22 protein-coding genes and 1 pseudogene are annotated in these 23143 nt (G+C 39.6%); 12 read left to right on the top strand and 11 right to left on the bottom strand.

The genetic code is table 11. The features are described 5' to 3' along the window. The first annotated feature begins 2 nt into the window (after nt 1-2). The 3 genes from VF06_RS17570 to VF06_RS17560 all read left to right on the top strand — a co-directional run bounded on the left by VF06_RS17570 (nt 3) and on the right by VF06_RS17560 (nt 1728). The gene (locus VF06_RS17570) at nt 3-836 is read left to right on the top strand and encodes an NAD-dependent epimerase/dehydratase family protein (protein ID WP_099072134.1); all 834 of its coding nucleotides are present in this window, start codon (nt 3-5) and stop codon (nt 834-836) included. Between the two features lie 341 nt (nt 837-1177). Beyond that, nucleotides 1178-1450, top strand: coding sequence for a hypothetical protein (locus tag VF06_RS17565; protein WP_099072135.1), 273 nt, complete (start codon nt 1178-1180; stop codon nt 1448-1450). Between the two features lie 32 nt (nt 1451-1482). Continuing rightward, nucleotides 1483-1728, top strand: coding sequence for a pepsin/retropepsin-like aspartic protease family protein (locus VF06_RS17560; protein WP_180267602.1), 246 nt, complete (start codon nt 1483-1485; stop codon nt 1726-1728). Nucleotides 1729-2206: 478 nt separating this feature from the next. On the opposite strand, the pseudogene VF06_RS42755 reads toward VF06_RS17560, so the two are convergent. Then, nucleotides 2207-2284 (bottom strand): annotated as a pseudogene (locus VF06_RS42755) (Uma2 family endonuclease); the annotation flags it as partial. Nucleotides 2285-2413: 129 nt separating this feature from the next. Here VF06_RS42755 and VF06_RS40915 point away from each other — a divergent pair. Continuing rightward, entirely contained in the window at nt 2414-2791 is a 378-nt protein-coding gene (locus VF06_RS40915; protein WP_099072136.1) for a hypothetical protein, read from the top strand. 186 nt (nt 2792-2977) lie between these two features. Here VF06_RS40915 and VF06_RS17545 read toward each other — a convergent pair whose 3' ends face one another. Next, complete coding sequence (locus VF06_RS17545; RefSeq protein ID WP_099072137.1) at nt 2978-3553, bottom strand: pentapeptide repeat-containing protein; 576 nt, start codon at nt 3551-3553, stop codon at nt 2978-2980. A gap of 524 nt (nt 3554-4077) precedes the next feature. Continuing rightward, complete coding sequence (locus VF06_RS17540) at nt 4078-5349, bottom strand: tyrosine-type recombinase/integrase (protein WP_099073493.1); 1272 nt, start codon at nt 5347-5349, stop codon at nt 4078-4080. Nucleotides 5350-5414: 65 nt separating this feature from the next. On the opposite strand from VF06_RS17540, the gene VF06_RS17535 reads away from it, so the two are divergent. Beyond that, entirely contained in the window at nt 5415-5978 is a 564-nt protein-coding gene (locus tag VF06_RS17535; RefSeq protein ID WP_099072916.1) for a YraN family protein, read from the top strand. A gap of 70 nt (nt 5979-6048) precedes the next feature. Here the strand turns inward: VF06_RS17535 and VF06_RS17530 are convergent, their stop codons facing one another. After that, nucleotides 6049-6438, bottom strand: a complete 390-nt coding sequence (locus VF06_RS17530; protein ID WP_099072915.1) for a hypothetical protein — start codon at nt 6436-6438, stop codon at nt 6049-6051. Nucleotides 6439-6685: 247 nt separating this feature from the next. Here VF06_RS17530 and queA point away from each other — a divergent pair, with 247 nt between their 5' ends. Further along, nucleotides 6686-7987 (top strand): tRNA preQ1(34) S-adenosylmethionine ribosyltransferase-isomerase QueA, encoded by a 1302-nt coding sequence (gene queA / locus VF06_RS17525; RefSeq protein WP_099072914.1) that lies wholly within the window; start codon nt 6686-6688, stop codon nt 7985-7987. 364 nt (nt 7988-8351) lie between these two features. Further along, entirely contained in the window at nt 8352-9428 is a 1077-nt protein-coding gene (locus tag VF06_RS17520) for a tetratricopeptide repeat protein (RefSeq protein ID WP_099072913.1), read from the top strand. A gap of 75 nt (nt 9429-9503) precedes the next feature. On the opposite strand, the gene VF06_RS17515 is transcribed toward VF06_RS17520, so the two are convergent. Next, nucleotides 9504-10199 carry a potassium channel family protein gene (locus VF06_RS17515; RefSeq protein ID WP_099070761.1) on the bottom strand — a complete coding sequence of 232 codons (696 nt, stop codon included), beginning with the start codon at nt 10197-10199 and terminating at the stop codon, nt 9504-9506. Nucleotides 10200-10890: 691 nt separating this feature from the next. Between VF06_RS17515 and VF06_RS17510 the strand changes: the two genes are divergently transcribed. Next, nucleotides 10891-12021 (top strand): site-2 protease family protein, encoded by a 1131-nt coding sequence (locus VF06_RS17510; RefSeq protein ID WP_099070762.1) that lies wholly within the window; start codon nt 10891-10893, stop codon nt 12019-12021. A 333-nt stretch (nt 12022-12354) separates the two neighbouring features. Here VF06_RS17510 and VF06_RS17505 read toward each other — a convergent pair whose 3' ends face one another. Beyond that, a complete protein-coding gene (locus VF06_RS17505; protein WP_257207690.1) occupies nt 12355-12753 on the bottom strand; it encodes a hypothetical protein in 399 nt (132 codons plus the stop codon). Nucleotides 12754-13216: 463 nt separating this feature from the next. Here VF06_RS17505 and VF06_RS17500 point away from each other — a divergent pair, with 463 nt between their 5' ends. Further along, nucleotides 13217-13567 carry a phage holin family protein gene (locus VF06_RS17500; protein WP_099070764.1) on the top strand — a complete coding sequence of 117 codons (351 nt, stop codon included), beginning with the start codon at nt 13217-13219 and terminating at the stop codon, nt 13565-13567. Between the two features lie 193 nt (nt 13568-13760). Continuing rightward, nucleotides 13761-14549: a superoxide dismutase gene (locus tag VF06_RS17495; RefSeq protein WP_099070765.1), complete on the top strand. Its 789-nt coding sequence runs from the start codon at nt 13761-13763 to the stop codon at nt 14547-14549. Between the two features lie 222 nt (nt 14550-14771). On the opposite strand, the gene VF06_RS17490 is transcribed toward VF06_RS17495, so the two are convergent. Further along, on the bottom strand, nt 14772-15566 hold the full coding sequence (locus VF06_RS17490) for an aspartyl/asparaginyl beta-hydroxylase domain-containing protein (protein ID WP_099070766.1): 795 nt from the start codon (nt 15564-15566) through the stop codon (nt 14772-14774). A gap of 117 nt (nt 15567-15683) precedes the next feature. Here VF06_RS17490 and VF06_RS17485 point away from each other — a divergent pair, with 117 nt between their 5' ends. Beyond that, a complete protein-coding gene (locus VF06_RS17485; RefSeq protein WP_099070767.1) occupies nt 15684-17171 on the top strand; it encodes an amidohydrolase family protein in 1488 nt (495 codons plus the stop codon). Nucleotides 17172-17303: 132 nt separating this feature from the next. On the opposite strand, the gene VF06_RS17480 is transcribed toward VF06_RS17485, so the two are convergent. The 4 genes from VF06_RS17480 to VF06_RS17465 form a co-directional block, all read right to left on the bottom strand. Then, on the bottom strand, nt 17304-18215 hold the full coding sequence (locus VF06_RS17480) for a DUF4437 domain-containing protein (RefSeq protein WP_244918163.1): 912 nt from the start codon (nt 18213-18215) through the stop codon (nt 17304-17306). Between the two features lie 101 nt (nt 18216-18316). Beyond that, nucleotides 18317-18616, bottom strand: a complete 300-nt coding sequence (locus VF06_RS17475) for a protealysin inhibitor emfourin (protein ID WP_099070768.1) — start codon at nt 18614-18616, stop codon at nt 18317-18319. Between the two features lie 209 nt (nt 18617-18825). Beyond that, on the bottom strand, nt 18826-19905 hold the full coding sequence (locus tag VF06_RS17470; protein ID WP_099070769.1) for a M4 family metallopeptidase: 1080 nt from the start codon (nt 19903-19905) through the stop codon (nt 18826-18828). Between the two features lie 717 nt (nt 19906-20622). Next, entirely contained in the window at nt 20623-21348 is a 726-nt protein-coding gene (locus VF06_RS17465; RefSeq protein WP_099070770.1) for a class I SAM-dependent methyltransferase, read from the bottom strand. 523 nt (nt 21349-21871) lie between these two features. Here VF06_RS17465 and VF06_RS17460 point away from each other — a divergent pair. Continuing rightward, nucleotides 21872-23062: a sensor histidine kinase gene (locus tag VF06_RS17460; RefSeq protein WP_099070771.1), complete on the top strand. Its 1191-nt coding sequence runs from the start codon at nt 21872-21874 to the stop codon at nt 23060-23062. Nucleotides 23063-23143: the final 81 nt, after the last annotated feature.

Genomic DNA, 23143 nt, shown 5'->3' with positions numbered 1-23143 from the left:
CTATGAAAATATTAGTCACAGGCAACGAAGGAATGATTGGTTCAGTTGTTGAAAAAGTTTTGCGTGCCGACGGAGATGAAGTGATTGGCTTTGATATCGCAAGTGGTTATAATATCCTCAATCCCCATCAAATCTGTTCTGCTATTGTTGGTTGCGATGCAGTTGTTCATCTTGCTGCGCTACTTGGAAACTCTTCAGACACGCCGGATGAAATAATGGCAGTCAATCTTCTTGGTACTTGGCATATTCTCACGGCAGCAGCACAAGCAAAAGTCAAACGTGTAGTTTTCTTTAGTAGTGTTGATGCCTTGGGAATTTTTAAGGGTGAAAGAAAACCGGATTATCTTCCGTTAGACGACAATCATCCTTGTTATCCCACCACTCCTTATGCTGTTTCTAAACGCTTAGGTGAAGAAATGTGCAGATATTTTACCGATAGCACAGGCATCTCAACTATTTGTTTGCGACCACCAGGTGTTTTTGATGAAGAAACTTACGATTTTATTATTTCCAATCGGCAAGCCAATCCCGATTTTGAATGGAATCCTTTTTGGGAATACGGTGCTTTTCTCGACGTGAGAGATGCAGCCCAAGCAGCACGGTGCGCTTTACACTGTCCTAATCCTGGTCATGTCACTTTGCTGCTATGCGCGGATGATATTTCTTCGGCACATCGGACTAGTCTTGAATTGGCCCAGTCCCTACTTCCTGAAGTGGATTGGCGTGGTGGACATGAATATGAGCATGAGCCTTACAAACCTCTGATTAACACCCAACTTGCTAAAAAGGTTCTCCAATGGATTCCGCGCCATACATGGCGACCACGAAACAACTAAATTTCAAATTCCTATAGAATCAGCAACGATCTTTCGTTTGTTTTATCCTTATAGTTACAAATAATCCTGGCTCCAAACTACTATTGAACTTTGCCGACAGTCTGTAAAAATTTTTTACTGATTACTGCGAAGTAGTTCGCCTCTTCCGGCCTGATAAATTCTTTAATTTGACATTCGGTATCGGCAACAATTTTCTGCATCTCATCGGGCGAAACAAAAAGGTAATCGCAGATGCGATCGCTCTTTTATCTTCTACAACACCAAGCATTGCTCTCTAACCTCTGTAGTTTCTGCTCTACAATGAAGTGAGGAATCGAGCAGTTTAAATAGGGGATTTATTTATGTCCCACCCTACGCTCAGTAGCCAAGAAGTCGCCCAGCGTGGAAAGGAACTTTATCAAACAAGTATCCGTGCCAAAGTTGAGACACAAGAGAACATTGGCAAAATTATCTCGATTAATGTTGAAACAGGAGATTACGAAATCGGTGATGATTTAGTCGAAACGAGTCTTCGATTACGAGCCAAGCAAACCGATGCACCACTTTGGGGAGAGAGAATTGGTTTTGATGCGGTTTATGCAGTTGGTGGTACACTGCTCAGGACGGCACAGTGATACATGGGAATGTAGTTGGACTCCAGGCAAGAATGAATGTCATTATTCTTCCCCCAGAACGTTCAGGTGTAGAAATCGAATGCGTTATTGATACAGGGTTTGAAGGGTTCTTAACCTTGCCGCCTTCTATCATTGCTGCTCTTGGTTTGCCCTACCTCATCAACATCAATGCAAACCTCGCTAACAATTCCACTGTGGAAACCGATGTTTATCAAACAGAATTCAGGAGTCAGGAGCCAGAATTCAGAATGAATTCTGTGCGAGTGGTGGATGAATAACTGGGTTTAAGACCCCCACCAAATTCTAGATTTGGTGGTCTTCTCCCAAGGGGAGACGCTACGCGAACAATCAGTCGCGGGTCTGAATCCCCGACTGATAGCGCAGCTAAGCCGTGTCCGCGTACCCCTGCTCTTAAGCAAGCTACGCGTAGCGTCTCGTAGAGAGCGTCTTGATTCTGACTCCTGAATTCTGAATTCTGAATTCTTCTTCAATTAGCAACAATTGTATGGAATGGTGTAGAGCGTAATATTGCAGCACTAGCAATGGGTCGTCGTCCACTCATTGGAACTGCGTTGCTTGAAGATTATCATCTCAGTATAGATTTTTGTCAAGGCGATACGGTTTTAGTAGATGAAATTCTATAACTTTTGGCAAGAAGTTTGCAATGGCGAAGCAGCATAAAAATTTTTCTGTATTACGTTTCTTTACTTCATACCAAAGCACGGTATTAGCTTATTTTCTTATGGTTCCCATTTGAACATAAAACCAGTCCGGTGCTACTGCTCCTTTCTCTGGTGGTTCAGTCTCTCGCCAATCAATACCACAATCTTGACCTTTACGCTTCCCACAAGGTATTAGGAATTAGTATAACACCTTGCTATATCTGGATTTCAGTGCTTTTACAGTGCCAAAATCTTTGGGTTTGGGAGTAGAAATAGATGAAATCTGATATTTTTAAATTTTATGTCTTTTAAGATAAGTGGCATTGTGGGAGCGATCGCTATTTTATTGAGTAGTGGCGCAGCCATCGCCCAAGATGCACAAAGGTATGTGACTGTAGGTCACGATAAATTAGGAAATAGCATAGCCCTAGACACAAAAACTATTGAGGGCACAAGATACAAACTTTACGGCATCTATGGAGATGGCATCTTTGAGACTACATTCGATGCATCATGTACGGAATCGCGGCTTTTTCTCAATCGCATAGTCATTTACGGCTCACAAGGACAGCTACTCCAAGAAGATGACGAAAAAGGAGAAATACCTTTTGTGGCAGACTCTTCACCAGGTAAAGGAATGCAATTTGTCTGCGAAAAGGTTGGCGCTCGTGGTTGGTAAGGGAATGGGGAGTGGGGAGTGGGGAGTTAGGAGTTTGGAGTTGGGAGTTAGGAGTTTGGAGTTGGGAGTTGGGAGTTGGGAGTTAGGCAGTTTTTTCTCCGTCATCTTCCTCATCTCCCACCCTGCGGGTTTGCGCTAGCGTCTCCCAAAGAGAAGCTAAAGCTACATCTCCCTCATCCCTAGTTTTTATGGACAAAATAACGTATCACGCGTATCTCGTCCTGTAACCGGGTTAGTGCCTTTAGCGACTTTGCACAATTTTTTTTGTTCATCTGGACGCAGTAGCACATCGGTGAAATCTGCTCCGTCAATGATTGCACCATCAAATTTGGTGTTAGCAGCAAACGCCCCCTCTAAAACTGCATTTGTTAAGTTTGTTTTAATCAGGCGAGCTGAGTCTAGTGTGGCATTTGTCAAATCAGCTCCTTCCAAATTCGCGGACTCCAGATTTGCTGCAAAGAAACTGACACCGCTTAAATTAGAATTACTGAAGTTGCTTTGACGAAGATTAGCTTTTGTGAAGCTGGAATCTGTTAAATCACGTCCGGAAAAATCAGCTTCTACCAAAATTTCTTTATTGTATTCCAGTGCCAAAGCTCCGGGAGCAAAACCGATGGTTGCTGTGAGGCCAACTATTCCCCAAACAAATAAGCTGAGTATGGTTGCCCAAATCAAATAATATCTTCTACGCTTCAATTGCAACTCATTATGGGATGAGCTTAATTGAGAAACTTTTATGCGATCGCTTAACCTAGAATTCATGGAATTCATGATGTTTTTAGTCAATGACTAACCTTCCTCCATCTCATTATCTTAAAACTGGTCAATAATTAGTAAAAGGTTCCTAATATCAATACTTTCAACCTACTATCTCTTAATTTCTACTAACTTTCTAGTATTTAACCCTTTTTAGTACATTTGAACTAGCATCTCAGGGTGATTAACTGTCTAGTAATTTTCTAATTTGATTTTGTAAATCAATTGACTGATGTTCAACAGTGAGAGCGCAAATTCATCTCTATTCTACATGTCTAAAGTTATTAGATAACTTCTAAACAAGTTTCACTAACAAGGGTAGACACGAATGTAATGTACCTTCCAGTCGCTCACTACCTGGCTTGAATTCGTTACATAATCAAAACAAGGTGAGCGATCGCAATCTATCAACCTTTTTTATTCCTCTTGATTAGTTACATATTCAAATTAAAGTAATGAAAGCTATACAGAATAAGGGTTATGACTAAATACCTGATTGAGGTTGTTGGATAAATTGGGGGAAGGTGGGTTTATATGTCTGGTAGTAGTCGTTCTTTATCTAGCTGTAAGTAGTGCTTGATTATTATTTCAACACTGTTACCACAACAATCAGCTAATAATGCTAAGTCAGCACCATTATTAGCCATAATGGTAATAAAAGTATGCCTAGTAGCATAAGCTTTTAAATATTTAATTCCACCTTCCTTTGCTAATCTAGCTACAGCACCAAGATATTTGTAATGTTTTCCATGATTAGTATATCCCCCACCTAACCATGCAGCTTTTAATATTGCTGTAGACATTTGTTTTCCTGTTGAAGTTTTAAATACTAAATCATCTGGATTACAATTATTATCCTTGAGGGAGTTTAATACCTTCTGAAGTCGTGTTAGTCCCTTCATTTTAAAAATTCTGGTAGTATCGGTTTTGGTTGATTGTGTTTCACGAATTTCAGACGCAAAGCTTTCGTCAAAGACTATCCATCCAGTCTCAAATTTAACATCCTTCCATTGCAAAGCGAACGCTTCACCATGTCTACACCCAGTAAGGAATAAGAATTCAATCAATGGGGCAATATGTTTTTCACTGTTTTTATCAGATTGATAAAATGTTTCAATTATCAAGTCTCTTTCTTCTATTGAATAAGCTTTGTAATCCTCTTCATCTTTCAATTGCCGTGATTTTTTTGGTACTTTGTAAGCGTCTTTAATTTCATCAAAATAATCTTCTATTATTAACCCTTTTTTTATCGCTCTTTTACTTAATGTGCTTAAGACACATAATAAATTTCTGGTAGTAGTTCTGTTGGCTTTCTTTTTGTTCAATGCTTCAAAAATTTCATTTGCTAGGTTACTGTTTAAAGGTTTATCTAGAAATGGTTTTAATAAAGCCGTGTAAGTACGAATATACATTCCTTGGTAAGTAGTTTTTTTGACGCGACTACGCTTCCATTCCAGAAACTCTTCCCACAGTTCCCCTAACTTCGGCAATGGTTTTGCGGTCGGTAACTGGGTAACTGTAGCTAGCATCGGCTTTATATCCAGATACTTAGCAAGGGTAGGGTCAAACAGCCCCCCGTCTGGATGGTCAATATCAGCCTGTATCCGTCTGGCTATTCCTTCAGCCCACTGTTGATTCTCTGGTGTATCGCTCCTACCCAGCCCTTTATAGAATTGCTTTTTGTCGTAAAATTTACGACTTATACGTGTACTAAACTGCAAGCGTAGAGAACCCTTGTCTACACCTATGTTTACATCAGCTAATTTCTTGGAAGCCTTGCTATCACGTTGCTTTGAGTACATCTAGTAATCCTCTAGTAAATTGAGGCGATTAAAGTTGTTAAATAACTCTATAATACTGGATTATTATGAAATATCTTAAAACTGGTCATTTTGGAGAAGACTTAGTAGCCCAATGGTTGCAATCTACAGGTTGGGTAATTCTACATCGTCGCTTTTCCTGCCGTTGGGGAGAAATTGATATTATCGCCGAATATTGCGAGGGAACTGGGAAGATGGGGAGATGGGGACATGGGGAGATGAAAAGACAAGGAGACAAAGACAATAATTCCTCACTCCTAACTCCTAACTCTCCACTCCGTACTCCCCAGCCAATATTGGCATTTGTGGAAGTCAAAACCCGCAGTTTTGGCAGTTGGGATGCGGGAGGAAGAAGCGCAATTACCCCGCAAAAGCAAAGCAAAATTTCCCGTACAGCGGGAATGTTTTTAGCCCAATACCCTGAAAAAGCAGATTATTCCTGCCGATTTGATGTTGCCATTGTCTCTTGTCGCGAAATATCAAAAAACGTAACTGGGGTTACAGGTACTCAAGAAGCTCTCGCTACTTCGTCAGCAGCCGGATATGAGTATAGGCTGCAAGAATACATTCTTGCAGCTTTCGATTGTTTAATTGATAATGACAATGGTTAATCGGTAACGGATAAAATATTTTGATTACCAATGACCAATAATTTTGTACTATGGTGATAACCAAATCGGATCACGCCAAAGTTTCTGGACAGTAGCCTAAGCCCCGGACAAATTGTTGCCGGAAAGCCTCGATTTCATCTCTCTCTGGACTACCATGAGAGACGATCGCTACCTGATAGCGACGCATCACATCCACTGGACACTGTCCCGCTTCCAAACTCCAAAGTGCCATCTGTACCCTCATTGGCGGTTCGTAGCTAATTCCTAATTCATTTAGAAAAGCCCGAAAGTCACCATCTTCTTGAGGCGAGACTTGACTTTTGAGTTTGATCCTAACCACCCAGCCATCAATTTGATGAATTACAGTGACGAACGAAACAGGTGTTTGGGGTCTGGCGTGCAGGTATTGAACGACCCTCAGAGTTAGACTGGCATTAGCCAAATAATACAAGTATTCCATGTTTTGTTGATGCTTGGGATCAAAGCCAATCCTACATATCTATATTCCTAAATCTATGCTTGTTCCCGGTAGGGTAAAAGCCCCCGTTTTTGGATGGGGAGGTTTACCCAATTCTAATGTTGATTTTTGCGTGTTACCTAATAATATGTATCTTTTGGAGTAAAAATAAAAATCAGCAGTAATGTCATGGAGTATCTATAAGCGTAAGCTCTAATTCATTTTTTTAAAGCAGTACAAATACTAATATATGAAGCGAGAAATATCACAAATTCATCTAAACAATACTTTTAGTTCACAAACAAAAGATTTGGAATTAGATTGTTCTGTAGCTGGATATGACTATGAACTACCTCCAGAATTAATTGCTCAAAACCCAGTATTTCCCAGAGATAGCTCGCAATTACTGGTGGTTGATTCTCCCACTACAGGCATGGAAACACCACCTCTAAACCACATTTTCCGCGATTTACCTGCACTGTTGCGGTGTGGTGATTTGTTGGTGATGAATAATACAAAAGTTATTCCAGCCCGACTTTATGGTCATAAATCCACTGGTGCCCAAATTGAAGTTTTGCTGTTGGAAGAAAGGCAAGATAACTGTTGGTTGGCTTTAGTTAAGCCAGGAAAACGCTTTAAGCAGGGAGCGAGGATTGTTTTTGATGTCAGGGGAGCGAGGGAAGAGGACGCGGGGACAGGGGGACGCGGGGACGCGGGGAATGGAAAAGCCACCAGTGACCAGAGGGAAAATTCCTCTCCTGCATACCCTACTCTGAGTACCTCAGTTTCTTCTTTCTCCGTGTCAGAGGGTCTCTCCGTCCCCGTGTCCTCTCCTTACCTCACCGCTACTGTTTTAGAAACAGACGCCGCTACTGGGGGACGTTTGTTGCAATTTGATGTGCCAGAAGGAAAATCTTTGGTGCAACTGTTAGAGGTTTTTGGTGAAGTGCCGTTACCGCCGTATATTACTGCTTCGGCTGCTGGTGATGAACAGTATCAAACAGTTTATGCCCAAAAGCCAGGAGCGATCGCAGCTCCCACAGCAGGATTACACTTTACCCCAGAATTATTACAAAAGTTGCGCGATCGCCAAATTAATCAAGCTTTTGTAACGCTACATGTCGGCGTAGGCACATTTCGCCCTGTGGAAGTGGAGGACGTAACTACTCATCAAATGCATGAAGAATGGATTGAAGTTCCCGCCACTACAGTAGAGCAAATCCGTGCCACTAAAGCTGCTGGCGGTAGGATTATTGCTGTGGGGACAACGGTAGTACGCGCTTTAGAAGGGGCGGCTCAATCTGGAAATTTAGAACCATTTTGTGGTAAGACAAACTTGTTTATTTATCCTGGTTACCAATGGCAGGTAGTTGATGGTTTAATTACGAATTTTCACTTGCCACGTTCGAGTTTATTAATGTTGGTTAGTGCCCTCATTGGTAGACAAAGGTTATTGAATATATATAAACAAGCGATCGCTTCTCAATATCGTTTCTATTCCTTCGGTGATGCCATGCTGATTTTACCAGAAGCTGTAGGACATGCAATTTGAATAAAGGCAACAGACAACAGGCAACAGGGACTCTTTTTCATGGCGTTTTAGACTTCAGTCGATTTCAAAATCTACTGGTGTATCGCATTAATTTTGCACGGTTAAGAGAACTAACCGCAAAGTACGCATTTGCATAGCGTCTCCTAAAGAAGAACGCAAATTAAAATCGAGTCTTTTCACGCAATATTACAGATTTTTGCGAATATTTCGGCTCAATACCTAATTTTCCTCAAATTGAAAATCCAAAATCCAAAATCTAAAATTGCCGCAGTTGGGAATTAAAACTTGAGAATTTGGAATTTTTTTTGGCGTGGTGGGTACTCTGACTTATGAGGAGTTAAAAATAATTACAGGTCTGGTATTCATGTCTAAAAAATACCTATTTTCTCGGTGGTTACATTTATTTTTGCAAGTGACAGTATTTGGTTGTTCTGCATTTTTGGTTTTGGTTGCACCCACAATTAATTCTCCATCAAGCAAGCTGCTAGCACAAAAGGCAATTTCTCAGGACTTAGAAGCAGCAAGCTTTTTCCAACAGGGAGTGATGCGTTATAACCGCAACGATTTACAGGGTGCAGAATACGCCTTTCGCCAAGCGTTGCAGAAAGACTTTAACCTGAGTGCAGCGCGAAACTATCTAGGTAATATATTCTTGCAGCAAAATCGATTCGATGAGGCTGTGCAAGAATATGCAGAGGCGATTAAAATCAATCCGAATTTTAGTGAAGCTTATTATAACTTGGGGTTAGTATTGCATCGACAAGGAGAAAAACAGGCAGCGATTACAGCTTATCGCCAAAGCTTAGTAATTAATCCGACAAACCCCACAACTTTATATAATTTGGGTTTAGTATTGTACGAACAAGGACAGTTACAAGAAGCGATCGCTACATATCAACAAGCAATTAATCTCGATAACAGCAACGCCAACGCTTATTTTAACTTAGCCATTGCCTTGCAGCAGCAGGGAAATATAGAGATGGCGATCGCTACCTATCGCCAAGCCTTAGAGCTAGACCCCAAAAATGCCACAGCCTACAACAACATGGCAAGTTTGCTAGCAATTCACGGTCAACCTGCTGAAGCGATTTCCGTTTATCGGCAAGCCATTCGCCAAAATCCCAAAAATGCCTCGGCTTACTATAACTTAGGAGTAACTTTATATAATCAGGGCGACATCAAAAAAGCCAACGGAGCCTTAAAACGCGCCCATAATGAATATCGTCAGCAAGGCAATATCGAACAAGCCGAGAAAATTGAACAACTAATGCAGCAAATTGCCCAAAAAAGAGAGCAACAGCAACCTCAAACCAATCAAACTGCTACTCCTTCGCCAACACCTGCATCAGAGACACAAAATCAACCAGAAACTCCCGCTAGCCCCAGTGATATACCTGTTTCCGCCGAACCACAGTCTGGTTCAAGCAGTTTTGGACAGTGAAGAAGTGAGAGTGGGGGATGGGGGGATGGGGAGATGAGTTTTTCCCCTATGCCCCATGCCCCATGCCCAACTTTATTAAATCGGCAAACGATTGATATCTCTATTGCAACCAATAACTACCATTACTGAACCACGTTCTAAACGCTTGGTGGGGTCAGGATTAATTTGAAATTTACCATCCTGACTCACGGCTAGCAAATTTAAACCGTAGCGGTTGCGAAGTTGAAGTTCGCTGATGGTTCTGCCGTGAAATTCATCGGGTACAATTAATTCCACAATACTGTTATCTGGGTCGAGGTCAAACCGATCTAAGATTGATGGCTTGGTGAGTGTACGCGCTAGGGCACAACCCGCTTCGTATTCAGGAAAAATAACATGATCTGCTCCTACTCGCCGTAACAGTTTACAGTGAACTTCACTAGAAGCTTTTGCAACTACGTGGGGTACACCAGCCTCTTTGACGTTAAGAGTGGTGATAATGCTTTCCTGAACGTAGTTACCGATCGCTACAATTACGGTATCGAATTCAAAAACTCCAGCTTCTTTGAGTGCAGCTGGTTCAGTAGAATCTAGTTGCAAAGCATGACCAACTATTTCCTCAGTTAATGCTTGGGAAACTCGTTTTTCATCAATATCTGTTGCTAAGACTTGATAACCAAAATTGTGCAATGTCGAACAAACAGATCTACCAAAACGACCTAGCCCAATTACCGCAAATTGGTGGTTATCTTTACGTAAACTGCGAAAAAAACCTAACGATGACAGATTCACAGTTGTTATCCTTATAATGGCTCCCTGTATTTAGGGCAAAAAACGGTTATACCGCGTGAATTAAAATTTTATTTTTGCCTTAGATTGTATATTTTATCAGTTTAGTCATTGGTCATTGAGAGTTAGGAGTTAGGAGTTAAGAATTATACAATTGAATATGAAGCTGGACATAATAGTTCAATGGCTATTTGACCCAAAAATAAGTACATATACTTAGTTAAATTGTAAATTTAGAAACTAAAACAGCGATGTTGGTCGATCCGGTGTTAGGACAGGTAGAACGCGATGCCATGATGCTTGTTCTGAAGGCTTGGGTGTTGGGGTACTAAGTAGGCCGATGTAAATAATTATTGTTGGGATAAGGCAGGGGGCAGGGAGCAGGGGGAGAAAGAGTTTGAGCCTTATTTACTTTTCTTTACATAGTTTGGTTTTATTTCACCAACTTACTTAATACCGATTAAAAAAATCTTTGCAACAGATCCAAAATCTTTATGGATGCAAAGCTTTGCGCCCATACTATACATTTGTCTCATTCTTTTTTCAAATTGCTATAACTTTCCAACATCTATCGTTTGCCAGAGGAAGACAAAATTCTGATTTCTTATGCTTTTGGTGATTTAGTATAACTGGTCTGTTTATTTTTTTCATAACAGCATTTATAGAAAAAATTGCTTTAAATAAAGAGGAATATATGCACGGTTTTCGCTTAGGTTCTATTTTCGGGTTTGAAATCCGAGTAGATTTGTCTTGGCTGTTAATTGTTTTCCTGGTTCTATGGACGTTAAGCGCAGGTCTATTTCCAAGCAACTATCCAGGACTGTCCAATGCAACTTATTTCGGTATGGGTTTAGTAGCAACGCTTTTGTTCTTTGCGTCGCTGCTGGCTCATGAAGTTTCCCACTCGCTTGTTGCTAGAGCCAAAGGAATTCCTGTGGAAGGTATCACTTTATTTATCTTTGGCGGGGTGTCGCGCACTCGCATGGATGCGGAACGTCCTGATGATGAGTTCCAAATTGCTATTGTGGGGCCTCTTACCAGCTTGCTACTGGCTGCGGTGTTTGGTTTAATTTGGTATGTCGGTAAAGCTGCGGCATGGAGTGTTGTGGTTACAGGTATTGCGTCTTACCTCGCTTCCATTAACCTCATCCTCGCTATCTTCAATATGCTGCCTGGATTTCCTTTAGATGGCGGTCGCGTTTTTCGCTCGATTATCTGGAAGTATACTGGCAATCAACAAAAGGCGACTCAAATTGCCTCCAATGGTGGTAAATTGTTAGCATATTTATTGATTGCCCTTGGTTTTTGGGAGTTGTTTGGTTCGGCTTTGTTGAGTGGACTGTGGTTAATTTTGATTGGTTGGTTCTTATACAATGCCGCAGAAGCCGGTTACGAAGAGCTGTTAATCCGTAGAAGTCTTGAGGGAGTCAGGGCACAGCAAATTATGACTCCCTACCCAGAAACGGTAAATACTGATTTGACGCTACAAGATTTAGTAGATAAATATTTTCTCAGTCGCCGCTATCAGTCTTTTCCAGTAGTTGAAAATAGCCATCCTGTTGGTATTATCACTTTAAATGAAGTCAAGGATGTGCCACGGCAAGAATGGGGCGATCGCACTGTTAGAGATACGATGATTCCTATGCATACAGGAGTTAGTGTTCGTCCAGAAGAACAAATGTCTCAGGTCTTGGAAAAAATGCAAGAATCAGGAATTCGTCGCGTCTTAGTGACTCAAAATGGTTCCCTTAAAGGCATCATCACTGCTAATGATGTGGCACATTGGTTACGGCGTCAGCGAGACTTAGGCACGCAGATACGATAAATCAGCAGCATTTGGTGTTGCATACTTTTTCGTGTTGGTTGTTGACGGTTGACCAAGAATAGGGTGTAGGGGAAGAAAAAATCCTGTATTTGGTACACTTTACCCCCGCAACAAACAATAGACCTCTTGCAATCAATTGCTTTTTGCACTCTTCTAGGAAAAGGGAAAAGGGAATCATGTTAAAGGGGAAAGGGAAAATACCAAACATGCACCCCCTTTCCCCTGCCCCTTATCCCGACTTCTGTTAGAAGTCTAATAAAATCTGTTGTATTAGTTTTCAAGAATTTTCTTTGATGCTTGATTATACTCTTAATTTATTCAATAGTTTTGTATTCACGGAAATTTTTTCGAGCCAAATCTCTTATGAATTGGTGAATATTCCGGACAATTAATCGCTTCCTCGGTTAGTACAATACAAGGTTTTACCGCACATTTGATATAATTATTATTTGAGTAAAATCGACAGTTTTTACAAGGAAGTTTGTGTGAAGTATTAGTGGGAAAAACCATTTTTTGGTCTAAAAAAGACCTGATTTTTTGCAAAACTACTAAAAAAACTACCCAACCGATGATAAATCCAAGGGGCGATAAAGATATAGCGATATCGGGAATAGTCAATTGATTGGTTGGTGGTTGCTCCTTTTTAGCTTCATTGTGGATTATCTGGTCTAAGTTTTTATTGGCTACTACAGCTTTTTGTAGGGTTTGATTATCATACATATTACTTACCATTTTTGCTTTTGTCTTTAATACTCAAGTTTGAGAAAGTTTGACTGTCAAAATCCTTGGTTTTGTCTATTTTTCAAAGATTTACATATTGGCAATTTACGTAAATCAGTGTGTTGACGGATTCAATTTATTTAGTTGTGTTTTAATTAACTAAAATTGATGGTGGTATTTTAAGTACATTAGATGAAAGTTAAAATGTTAGATTTACAAGCTTTTAATTATAGGTTTACCAAAATAAAATTTCACCTATATCTGCCAAGAGTTTTGCTTATAATTTACAGCTATATATCCAAGGGAATAAATTATACAATAGACAGAAAATGCAAATAATTTTATGCTAAAATTTGTAAATTAATTGATAAAATTTTGCTGGATATTATACCAAGTTGTTTTTGAGTAATAAATATTACTTAAACTGATTTGAAAATTAACTACTGTATTCACACAAATAATTGGAGAAGTAATGATGTTGGACATTCTCCTGACTTGGTTAGTTACAACTGTCAGTTTTTTGATTATTTCTAAATTACCTTTGGGTATAGAAATTGATAGTTTTAAAAAAGCGGCGATCGCTGCGGTTGTTTTTGGAATTTTAAATGCAATTTTGCTGCCAATACTCAGTTTGTTTACCCTTCCCCTCATTATCCTGACTGTGGGTTTATTCTTCTTTATTTTAAATGCAATTATTTTTGCTCTGGCGGCTTATCTAGTAGAAGGTTTTCGCTTGAGGTGGGGTTTTTGGAGTGCGTTAAGTGGTTCAATTGCCTTGGCCATTATTAATTCTATTTTATTGAATATTGTCGCTCGAATCAGCTGATAAATTAACTTAGATGATTAACTTAATCAGTGATTATCTGAATTTGATATCAGCTGTGGAGATAAAAAGAGTTTTTTGGTCTGTAGTTATGCAGATTTATGATATAAGACATATATCTAGATTGATTGGGCTGTAAAAGAAGACTCAATCATTAGATTACAAATTACTAATATTTATTTAGAGGTAATAATTTATGATAAGATTTTGGCGAGAAACCGTAATTTGTGTTCTCACAACAATTGTCCTGGTCATTCTCCTCAACTCTTACAATCCTCTACCCATAGCTGAAGCACAACCTACAACAACACCAACAACAACTGATAAATCGCTTCTTTCCGTAGCTTATCCTAATAGGGCATTGAGCGCTTCTCCGGCACAATTACCACCATTACCTTATGCTTATGGAGCGCTGACAAAAGCCATTGACGCTGAAACAATGAAATTGCATCATAGCGCCCATCATGCAGCCTATGTCAACAACTTAAATGATACATTGAAACAATATCCAGAGTTGCAAAAAAGAAGTGTTGAAAGCTTATTATTAGATTTGAACAGCGTCCCTGAAAATATTCGGACAAAAGTGCGTAATAACGCTGGCGGCCACCTCAATCACACGATTTTTTGGCAACTGATGAGTCCCCAAGGTGGAGGAGAACCAACAGGAGCGATCGCTCAAGAAATTAACAAAACTTTTGGTAGTTTCGATGCCTTTAAAAAAGAGTTTAACGCTGCTGGTGCAGGTCGTTTTGGTAGTGGTTGGGTTTGGCTAGTGCGTAATCCCCAAAATCAACTCCAGATTGTGACTACAGCCAATCAAGATAATCCAATTATGGATGGTTTCTATCCGATTTTAGGAAATGATATGTGGGAACACGCTTATTATTTGAAATATCGCAACCGTCGTGCTGACTATTTAAATAATTGGTGGAATGTAGTCAATTGGCCGCAAATTAATAGGCGGTCTCAATTGTCATTACAGTAAGATGATGCGCGGTAAAAAAGCATAATTATTCGTGGTGGTTGTTGATAGTTGACTGTTGACGGTTGACTTTTGACTGTCAACAGCCTCATTGAGTCAATAGGCTTCTTTAGGACTTAGGTACGGTAAACGAAAAATTAAAGGTTTGGGTAGCCATAGGCTAGGAAAAAATCCCCAATGCCCAATGCCCCATGCTCAACTTTATTACTTTTCCCTGCCACAGCATCATAAAGCTTTATCCCACTCTAATTGATGGGCTAAACCATACTTGATAAAATCTTCTATCTCAGCTTTATCGCTTTTACCAAAAACACCCAAGCTGTAAGGATTGTCTTCCATGCGTTGGATAACTTGCTCTTTTTCAAATTGCATCACTTCTTCTCTAGGTCGATCCGGTTTAAAAAAGTCTATAACTAAAACCGTGCGATCGTAATTAGTGTAATTATGCGGACAGTGTGGGTAACTGTGATCTAAAACCATAATTTGTCCCTCATGCCAATAAAGCTGTTCGTGGCATATTTTCATCGCCACATCGCCCTCTGGCACAATTAATCCTAAATAACCACGATTCATGTGAGGGTTATAGTTCACATGTAGTTTGATATCTAAGCCTGGATGAAATGTACCAAAATAGGCATTTCTGATAATTTCATCATGTTCAAAATTAACTTTTTCAATTACCTGAGTCAAATTAGGAAAATATTTTTCTCTTAATAGTAACGCTTTGGCTGATGCGTCCTCTGAACCAAAATCAGGATATTGTATTTGATGTTTTTTGATATATTGTTCAATAAAAAGACCTTGAAATAAAATCCCAAAAGCACTGTATTTAGAATTTCCCTTGGTTTTAATGGTTTTATTTTTAGGGCCCAAAACATCGTAAGTGAATTTTAATTCTTCTTCAGATGCATTTTGAAGAAAGTATGTAAACTCATCTCTAATGATTTGCCAATTATCTTGAAAAATTTTCAGAAACAAAAATTGTTCTGGATCTAAATGATATTCATTAAAACTTTCCATTGTCTTTACTCCTGAAGATGATTTCATAAAAAACTGTTACATGTTGATGGTATTTAGTCTGCGTCCCAGTACGATGTGGAAATTCCTAACTAAACTCATTTTAGTGTGAGGTCTACTGTGTCTGAAGCTTCCCTATTAGATCGAGTTATCAAAAATGTGCGGGTAGTTCGTCCCCATAATGATGCTATCGAACTACTTGATTTAGGAATTAAAGATGGAAAATTTGCTCGCATTGCTTCTCATATTAGCCCAGACACAGCTAAAGAAGTGTTTGATGCCAAAAACTTGCTGGGGTTTCCTGGAGTAGTGGATGCCCATATGCACATCGGAATTTATCAACCCCTCGACAAAGACGCTGTAACTGAAAGCAAAGCAGCGGCTATGGGAGGGGTAACTACTAGTTTAAATTACATTCGTACAGGGCAGTATTATCTCAATAAAGGCGGTTCTTATCAAGATTTTTTTCCAGAGGTTTTAGCGTTATCCGCAGGTAATTTTTTTGTTGATTATAGCTATCACATTGCACCCATAGCCAGCCAGCACATTGACGAAATACCTTTATTGTTTGAAGAACACGGTGTGTGTTCGTTTAAAATTTTCATGTTTTATGGCGGCTATGGGTTGCATGGTTTGTCAGACCAGCAAAATCTATTTTTGATGATTAATAAAGAAGAACGCTACGATTTCGCTCATTTTGAATTTATTATGCGCGGTCTAACTCGCTTGATGGAAAAACATCCACAAGCGCGAGATACTATCAGCTTAAGTTTGCATTGCGAAGTAGCAGAAATTCTGAACGCTTACACCAAAATAGTTGAAAATGACTTTAGTCTTAGCGGACTCCACGCTTACAGTGCAGCGCGTCCTCCTCATTCCGAAGGTTTAGCAATTTGCATTGCTGCTTATTTGGCACATGAAACTAATTGTGTAAATATCAATTTATTGCACCTGAGTTCTCGTAAAGCAATGGAAGCAGCTTTGACGATGCAAACTGCTTTTCCTCACATCAATTTTCGTCGAGAAGTTACTGTGGGACATTTGTTATTAGATGTGGATACTCCGAATACAATTTGGGCAAAAGTAAACCCACCTATTCGTCCTCGTGCTGATGTTGAATATCTATGGCAAGCAGTACTTAACAATCAAGTAGATTGGATAGTTAGCGACCATGCTTGTTGTTCTGCGGAACAAAAAAGAAGTGCAAAAAATCCTAATAATATTTGGTTAGCAAAATCTGGTTTTGGCGGTACAGAATATTTGCTTTCTGGTGTATTTAGTGAAGGTAGTAAGCGGGGAATGTCTTACAACCACATGGCTAAGTTACTATCTTGGAACCCATCGCGACGCTTTGGTTTATTAGAAAAAGGCGACATCGCTATTGGCTATGATGCTGATTTAGTTTTGTTAGACCCCAATGAAAGTTTTGTGGTGCGTGCGGCAGAGTCAGAATCACAACAAGGTTATACACCTTTTGAAGGCATGGAATTAACTGGAAAGGTAAAAAGTACTTTTTTACGTGGAAATTTGATTTACAACAATGGAGAGATTCTAGGTTCACCCACGGGGCGATATTTAAAAAGATATTCTAGTAGTTTATCAAGTTAAAAATGAATAGAGATAAAGAGTTAGGAGTTAGGAGTTAGGAGTTGGGAGTTGGGAGTTAGGAGTTAGGAGTTAGGAGTTGGGAGTTGGGAGTTGCGAATTCTGAATTCTGAATTCTGAATTCTGAATTCTTCCTCAATGTTGTGGATATGATAATACTGTTCCAAGTTTTGACAAATCTCTATCAACTCGGATAAAGAATAAGCAACCATCATCTGTTCTATGCCAAGGAGAAATTGTAAAGCTAGGAACATAACCAAAGCAATCTTTTACAAATCGAAAATCCCCTATATCGCAGTATCCAGACAAGCAATATGCTTCTTCGTTATAACATTGAATCATTGGATATCTGCTATCATAATGAGGCAAAATTGTCAGCAACCATACCCCACCGCCGTTATTAGCTTTTCTCAGGTACTTTTTTTTGGATTGTTCAAATTGAACTGTGTCTGTTTTTCCCCAGGGTAGTAGTTTGCTATCCAATGCCGGAATAAAATCTTTTACTTGAGCAAGGGGATGATTATTTAATGCATTTTTATACTCTAATCTGACTGGGCCGTTCTCCATCCACAGAATTTCAACTTGTGCATTTCCTAGCACTTTCCAAGGGCCGACTTTCACACCTGCGGGAATAAAAGAATAGCCATGCTTGTTTAATTGCCATTCACCTAATTGAATTGTACCTTTTAAGACAAAAATTTCTAAATCCGCAGTAAAATAGCCAGAAGGTGCTTCAAAGTTAGGCGGTAAAACTACTTTGGAAGTGGATGCACCAGAATCATGCCAAGTTAGCGATCGCCTACTTCCAAATCCTACATCATCTGGCATTCCAATTACTCGCCAATTGTGTTTTTCTGGTACGGTATTTGTATCAAAAAATTGGTACTTACTGGGTACATATTCTTGGGAAATTGCTGTACATCTTCCTGATAAATTCATCCGCCCTGTTCCATCTCCACCCCAATCTTCTTTTATAGATGGTACATGCAAAAAATCATCAGTTTGGTTTTCTTGTAGAGAGTTAAAATTTATATTCTCTTCACCCACAAATTTACATTCTCCTGTTTATGGTGATTCACCTTGGGCATTAATTTTGATATGGACTTGGCTATATTTTTTATTAAAAATTAAGTTGTTAATTGAGGAAATTATCTTTTTTGTGCTATGTTTTGTAGCCATTCAATCAGGGGTCTTAAAGTTCCTGGTAATGCGGCTTCGCTAACAGTCACCGTATGCTGCTTACCGTTATCTTCCACTGTTAATTTATATTGAAAGCGATCGCTTTGGGGATTAGGCGAGGTAATTCGTTCTGGTAGCCTAAATAAATCAGCAGCTTCCACGAGTTGGGGAAGGGTTTTAGCTTCGTTTGCTGGGAGTTCGGCTGTATCAACCGTTGTTTTTTTCGTAATTCCAGCAAAGCCGCCCGTGCGTTCCAAGGATATCCGCATTTGTTTGCTCTCCGTTGTGCTACTGAGTGGGAGAAATGCAAAGACTGGAAGATGAGAATTCTCACCTCCCAGTTTAGCAACAACAAATAGCACAGCTAAAAGTAAAGTTGGGAGTTGGGAGTTGGGAGTTAACAGGTAAGGGTTAGGATTTGGGAGTTGTAAATTGTGAGTTTTTTTAACTCCTCACTCTTCCCTCCTCACTCCTGACTTTAGATAACTCCTACCTTTTGCCAAGCGTTCTGTACGGCTTTTTGTTCGCTACTGTCATTACCGTAGAGTTCGCCTGCAACTTGAATGGTGACGTTGGCAGCTTTTTGAAAATCAGCTTTTGCACGCAGGCGATCGCGTAATGCTATGTACCAGATTTTACCAGCTTTCTCCCAAGCATAGCCGCCAATTTCAACAGCCGCTAGATAAAAGGCACGGTTAGGAATTCCTGAATTGATATGCACTCCAGCGTTATCTTCAAAGCCAGTATACTTATCTTTCATGTGCCCTGGTTGCGGATCTTTACCTAGTACTGGGTCATCGTATGCTGTTCCCGGCGCTTTCATGGAACGGATACCAACACCTTTGACGGTGGATGCCAAAAGACCTTCACCAATAATCCAATCTGCTTCTTGTGCAGTTTGATTTTTAGCTTTTTGTTTTACTAAGGCACCAAAGACATCAGAAAACGATTCATTCAATGCCCCTGGTTCGCCATAATACTGTAAACCTGCTTCGTATTGAGTGACGCCATGAGTTAATTCATGACCAATCACATCAATTGAGATTGTGAAGCGTTGAAACAGTTCTCCGTCACCATCACCATAAACCATTTGGTCGCCGTTCCAAAAGGCGTTGTCGTATTTCACGCCATAATGCACGGTGGAGTCTAAACGTAGACCTTTGTCGTCAATGGAATTGCGATCGAATATCTCATGAAACAAGTCATAAGTCGCACCAGCAGCATCATAAGCTTCATTCACTGCTATGTCGTTGCTGGGAGGATCGCCTTCGCTACGCACCAGTGTTCCAGGAAGTTGCTGCCCATTTTTGGCATCGTAAATGGTGCGGCGCTTCTCACCGGGAGAAGGTGCAAAGGAGATACTACCAATGATGTCTCTTCGTCCGCGAAGCTGTGCCGAAACATTTAATGTATGAAAAGCCCAACTCCGCTGCTGGGGGCTCCCATTTACTACGACATTTTCCAGCATGTGCGGTGGGACAATACAACAAATTGGGCATCTAGAGTAAAGTGGATGCTCATGCTTAAACCTGGCTGATTTCTTTTTATTTCGAGCCATCCAAGATATTCTCCTTTTGAAACTAAGTGATGGCAAACAGTGAGTTTAACTCCAATAATTGAAAAAAGCAGAAAAACCAATCTAATCCTGTGTCCCTGGTGTCTTTAGGCAAGCAAATTTTCTACTTTGTATTTTCAGATAAGTCAGGGGACTATGCACAGTACCCTCATGGGGTACTTTTGCTAAACAGACAAGTTCTTTGTTCAATCGTCTAACTAAAGTTAGGAGATTCCACTCAAAACTCAGAACTTGAAATTCAACACTCCCTCTAGACCAATGCGTTTATATAATAGTTCCTTTTTCAAGCAAATAATATTATTTATTGCCATTTTGTTACTATTCGACTTTGGTTTGATTTTTCGGAAGCTAGCTAGAACTTAAAAAGCCTTATTTACCATTATCTGTGTATATAAATAATTTGAAAAATCAAAGTAAACTCGTATGTAGCAATCATATTTTAGGTTTGAAAAATATCGGTGTTTACTGTTGACTGTTGACGGTTAACGGTTAACAGCCAACAATAGACTTCTTGCAGAAGTAGGGAAAAGGGGAAGGGGAAAGGGGGTGCATGTTTGGTATTTTCCCTTTCCCCAATAAAGATGCATCCCTTTGACCACAAGAGTCCAAAAACCAATTGATTGCAAGAGGTCTAATCTTTATATTTATCAAGTCGGAAATCTGAACATTCTATTCATCTCGAATTTTGGTGTCCGAAATCTAAAATTTTTGCAACCAGCCACCAAATACTGTTAAACCATAATATTTCCAAGGTACTGCCACTGTCTGAAATCCAGCTTTAGTTAGCATCTGTAAATGGGCATCTAAAGTGGCTAGCCGATCTTGATTAGAGTAACCTTGAGTAGTGCTAATACCACGTTTAGCGTTAATTTCTGTCAAATTAATTCCTTGTTGAACTACCCATTCTTCTCGTGCCATTTTGTAAACTTCTGCTAAAATTGGAGATTCTGGTAGAAGTGGGTCTGCATTCCAAAAACAACCTTCTTGAATGAGGCTAGCAGCAATTTGCTCGAATAATTTCAATTTCATCTCATCTTCAAGATGGTGGATTGCTAAGGATGAAATACAAGCATCAAATTCGCCACCAATATCAAATTTATTTGGATTATTTGCCCAGTCACCAAAGTCGGCTTCTATACCAATCCAGCGTTTTTTATATCCTGCTTTTGTGATTTTATCTTGGGCAAATTCCAGCATTCGGGGTGAATAATCTAAGGCAATTACTTGAGCATCTGGACAACGTTGGAGAATCTTGATACTAACTTCACCGGTACCACAGCCTAATTCTAAAAGACGGCCACTAGTGGAAGGTAGACAACGAGTAATTACCTCCAACATTTCATCGTATCGCGGTAATAGTTGGCGAATACCAATGTCAAAATCATCGGTGTTAGCGAATACTTCACCAGGAAATACATTTTGCATAAATTTATCTCACTAATAAGATTAGTAGTACAAAGCTTAAACTGATTGAGGACTCAAAAATCAAGGTTTTCAAGCACAAATTCTTGACGGTGCGTTATGCCGTAGGCTAACACACCCTACATTTACTGTATCAAAATTTTGTCAGATTTTTGTATGATTTATCTACTTTATTAGCTAGATAGCTGGAGATTATTTAACAGGAAAATATAATGTTTTAAAATTATGTACAACTCTAAATAATGATTTTTTCATCAATTTACTGTCAAAAAATATCTATGGTAAATCAGAAATTTAGTAATATTAATTGATGGTATAATGCTTGTAAAGCGAAGCGGTTTGGTGAAGCGATCGCCCTGAATTTATATTCGCGATTTAAATTACCATTGAGCAACTCAATCAAACTGATTAATTCAGCAATCAGTGGTCTTTCCCTAACTCTATCTTTCGTTAGTTGCGGGATTGATATCTATACACTAAGCTACTTCTAGCCTGTGGGCGCTGACTGTGTTTGGTTGGGCAAAAAATGGATTTTAGTCAAACTTTAATTGCTAAAAGTGATGCCATTATTGATGAATGGGTAGAAGCAGTTTACCAAGATGAGCAAATTGAAGCTACTCAAGAACTTACTTTCAAGGCTGTCAGGGATAGTTTACCCCGCATTTTGAAAGCATTAGCAACAGTACTTTCTGAATCTGCAACCAGCGATTTGCAGACAGTAGTAGACGCAAGTTTAGAACACGGTACACTCCGCGCTCAACAGGGATTTGAACCAGCGGAAATTGCGCGGGAGTATCGTTTACTCAGGTTTGTAATTTTTTCATTTTTAGAAGAAGATTTATTGCAGGGATCTGCACAAGAAGTACTAAGAGCCGTTCGCTTGATTGATACAGTAATTGATGAAGCGATCGCCCGTTGCTTTAACAGTTATACTCAAGAACGATTAGAAGAACTCAAACAACTCCAAAGTCAGTTGCGCTTGACTAACCAAGAGTTAACTCGTTTAGTTCGTGCTAGTAAAGAAAGCTTGTCTCATTTAGCTCATGAACTAAAAACGCCGTTGACTTCAATCATCGGTTATGCAGATTTATTTCTCCGCCAGCAACGTCAACAACCAGAACTCAAGGACACCTATACCAATCTTGAAAGTATCGAGCGAGTCCTCAAAAGTGGTAGACTTCTTGTCCAGCTAATTAACGATACTTTGGAAATTTCGCGTTATGGTGCCGGACAGATGAAATTGCAGTCCACTCAAATCGATGTGCGTAGTTTAATCAATTCAGTCATAGAGATGATTGAACCACTGGTGGCTGCTAAAGAATTATCCTTGGTTGTTGAATGCGAACGCGCCCCAAATGAAGTTACTATAGACCCTCTGCGGTTTCAGCAAATTCTCACAAATCTATTGAGTAACGCAATTCGCTACACAGAATCCGGTTCAATTCATTTGCACTGTTGGAGGATATCTCAACAGCAGTGGGCGATTTCCGTTACTGATACTGGAATTGGTATTTCCCCAGATGTTCAAACACAAATCTTCAATCCCTATTTTCGCGAACTAACTGCTCCAAAGGTACAAAGTTCTGATGGTACAGGATTAGGCTTAGCAATAGTGTCCCAGTTAGTTCAGTTAATGCATGGTGAAATTCAAGTGGATTCCCAACTGGGAAAAGGTTCTACATTTACAGTAATTTTGCCCATTAATTCTGAAAACTAAGATCCCCGACCTATTGAAAAAGTCAGGGATCTGACCACCGCTAACCCATCAAAATTAATGCAATTGAAAATCATATCATAT

It is taken from the genome of Nostoc linckia z4 (assembly GCF_002608075.1).
Lineage (GTDB): Bacteria > Cyanobacteriota > Cyanobacteriia > Cyanobacteriales > Nostocaceae > Nostoc > Nostoc linckia.
Note: the sequence above shows the minus strand (reverse complement) of the source record. Positions and strands in the feature narration are given on the sequence as shown.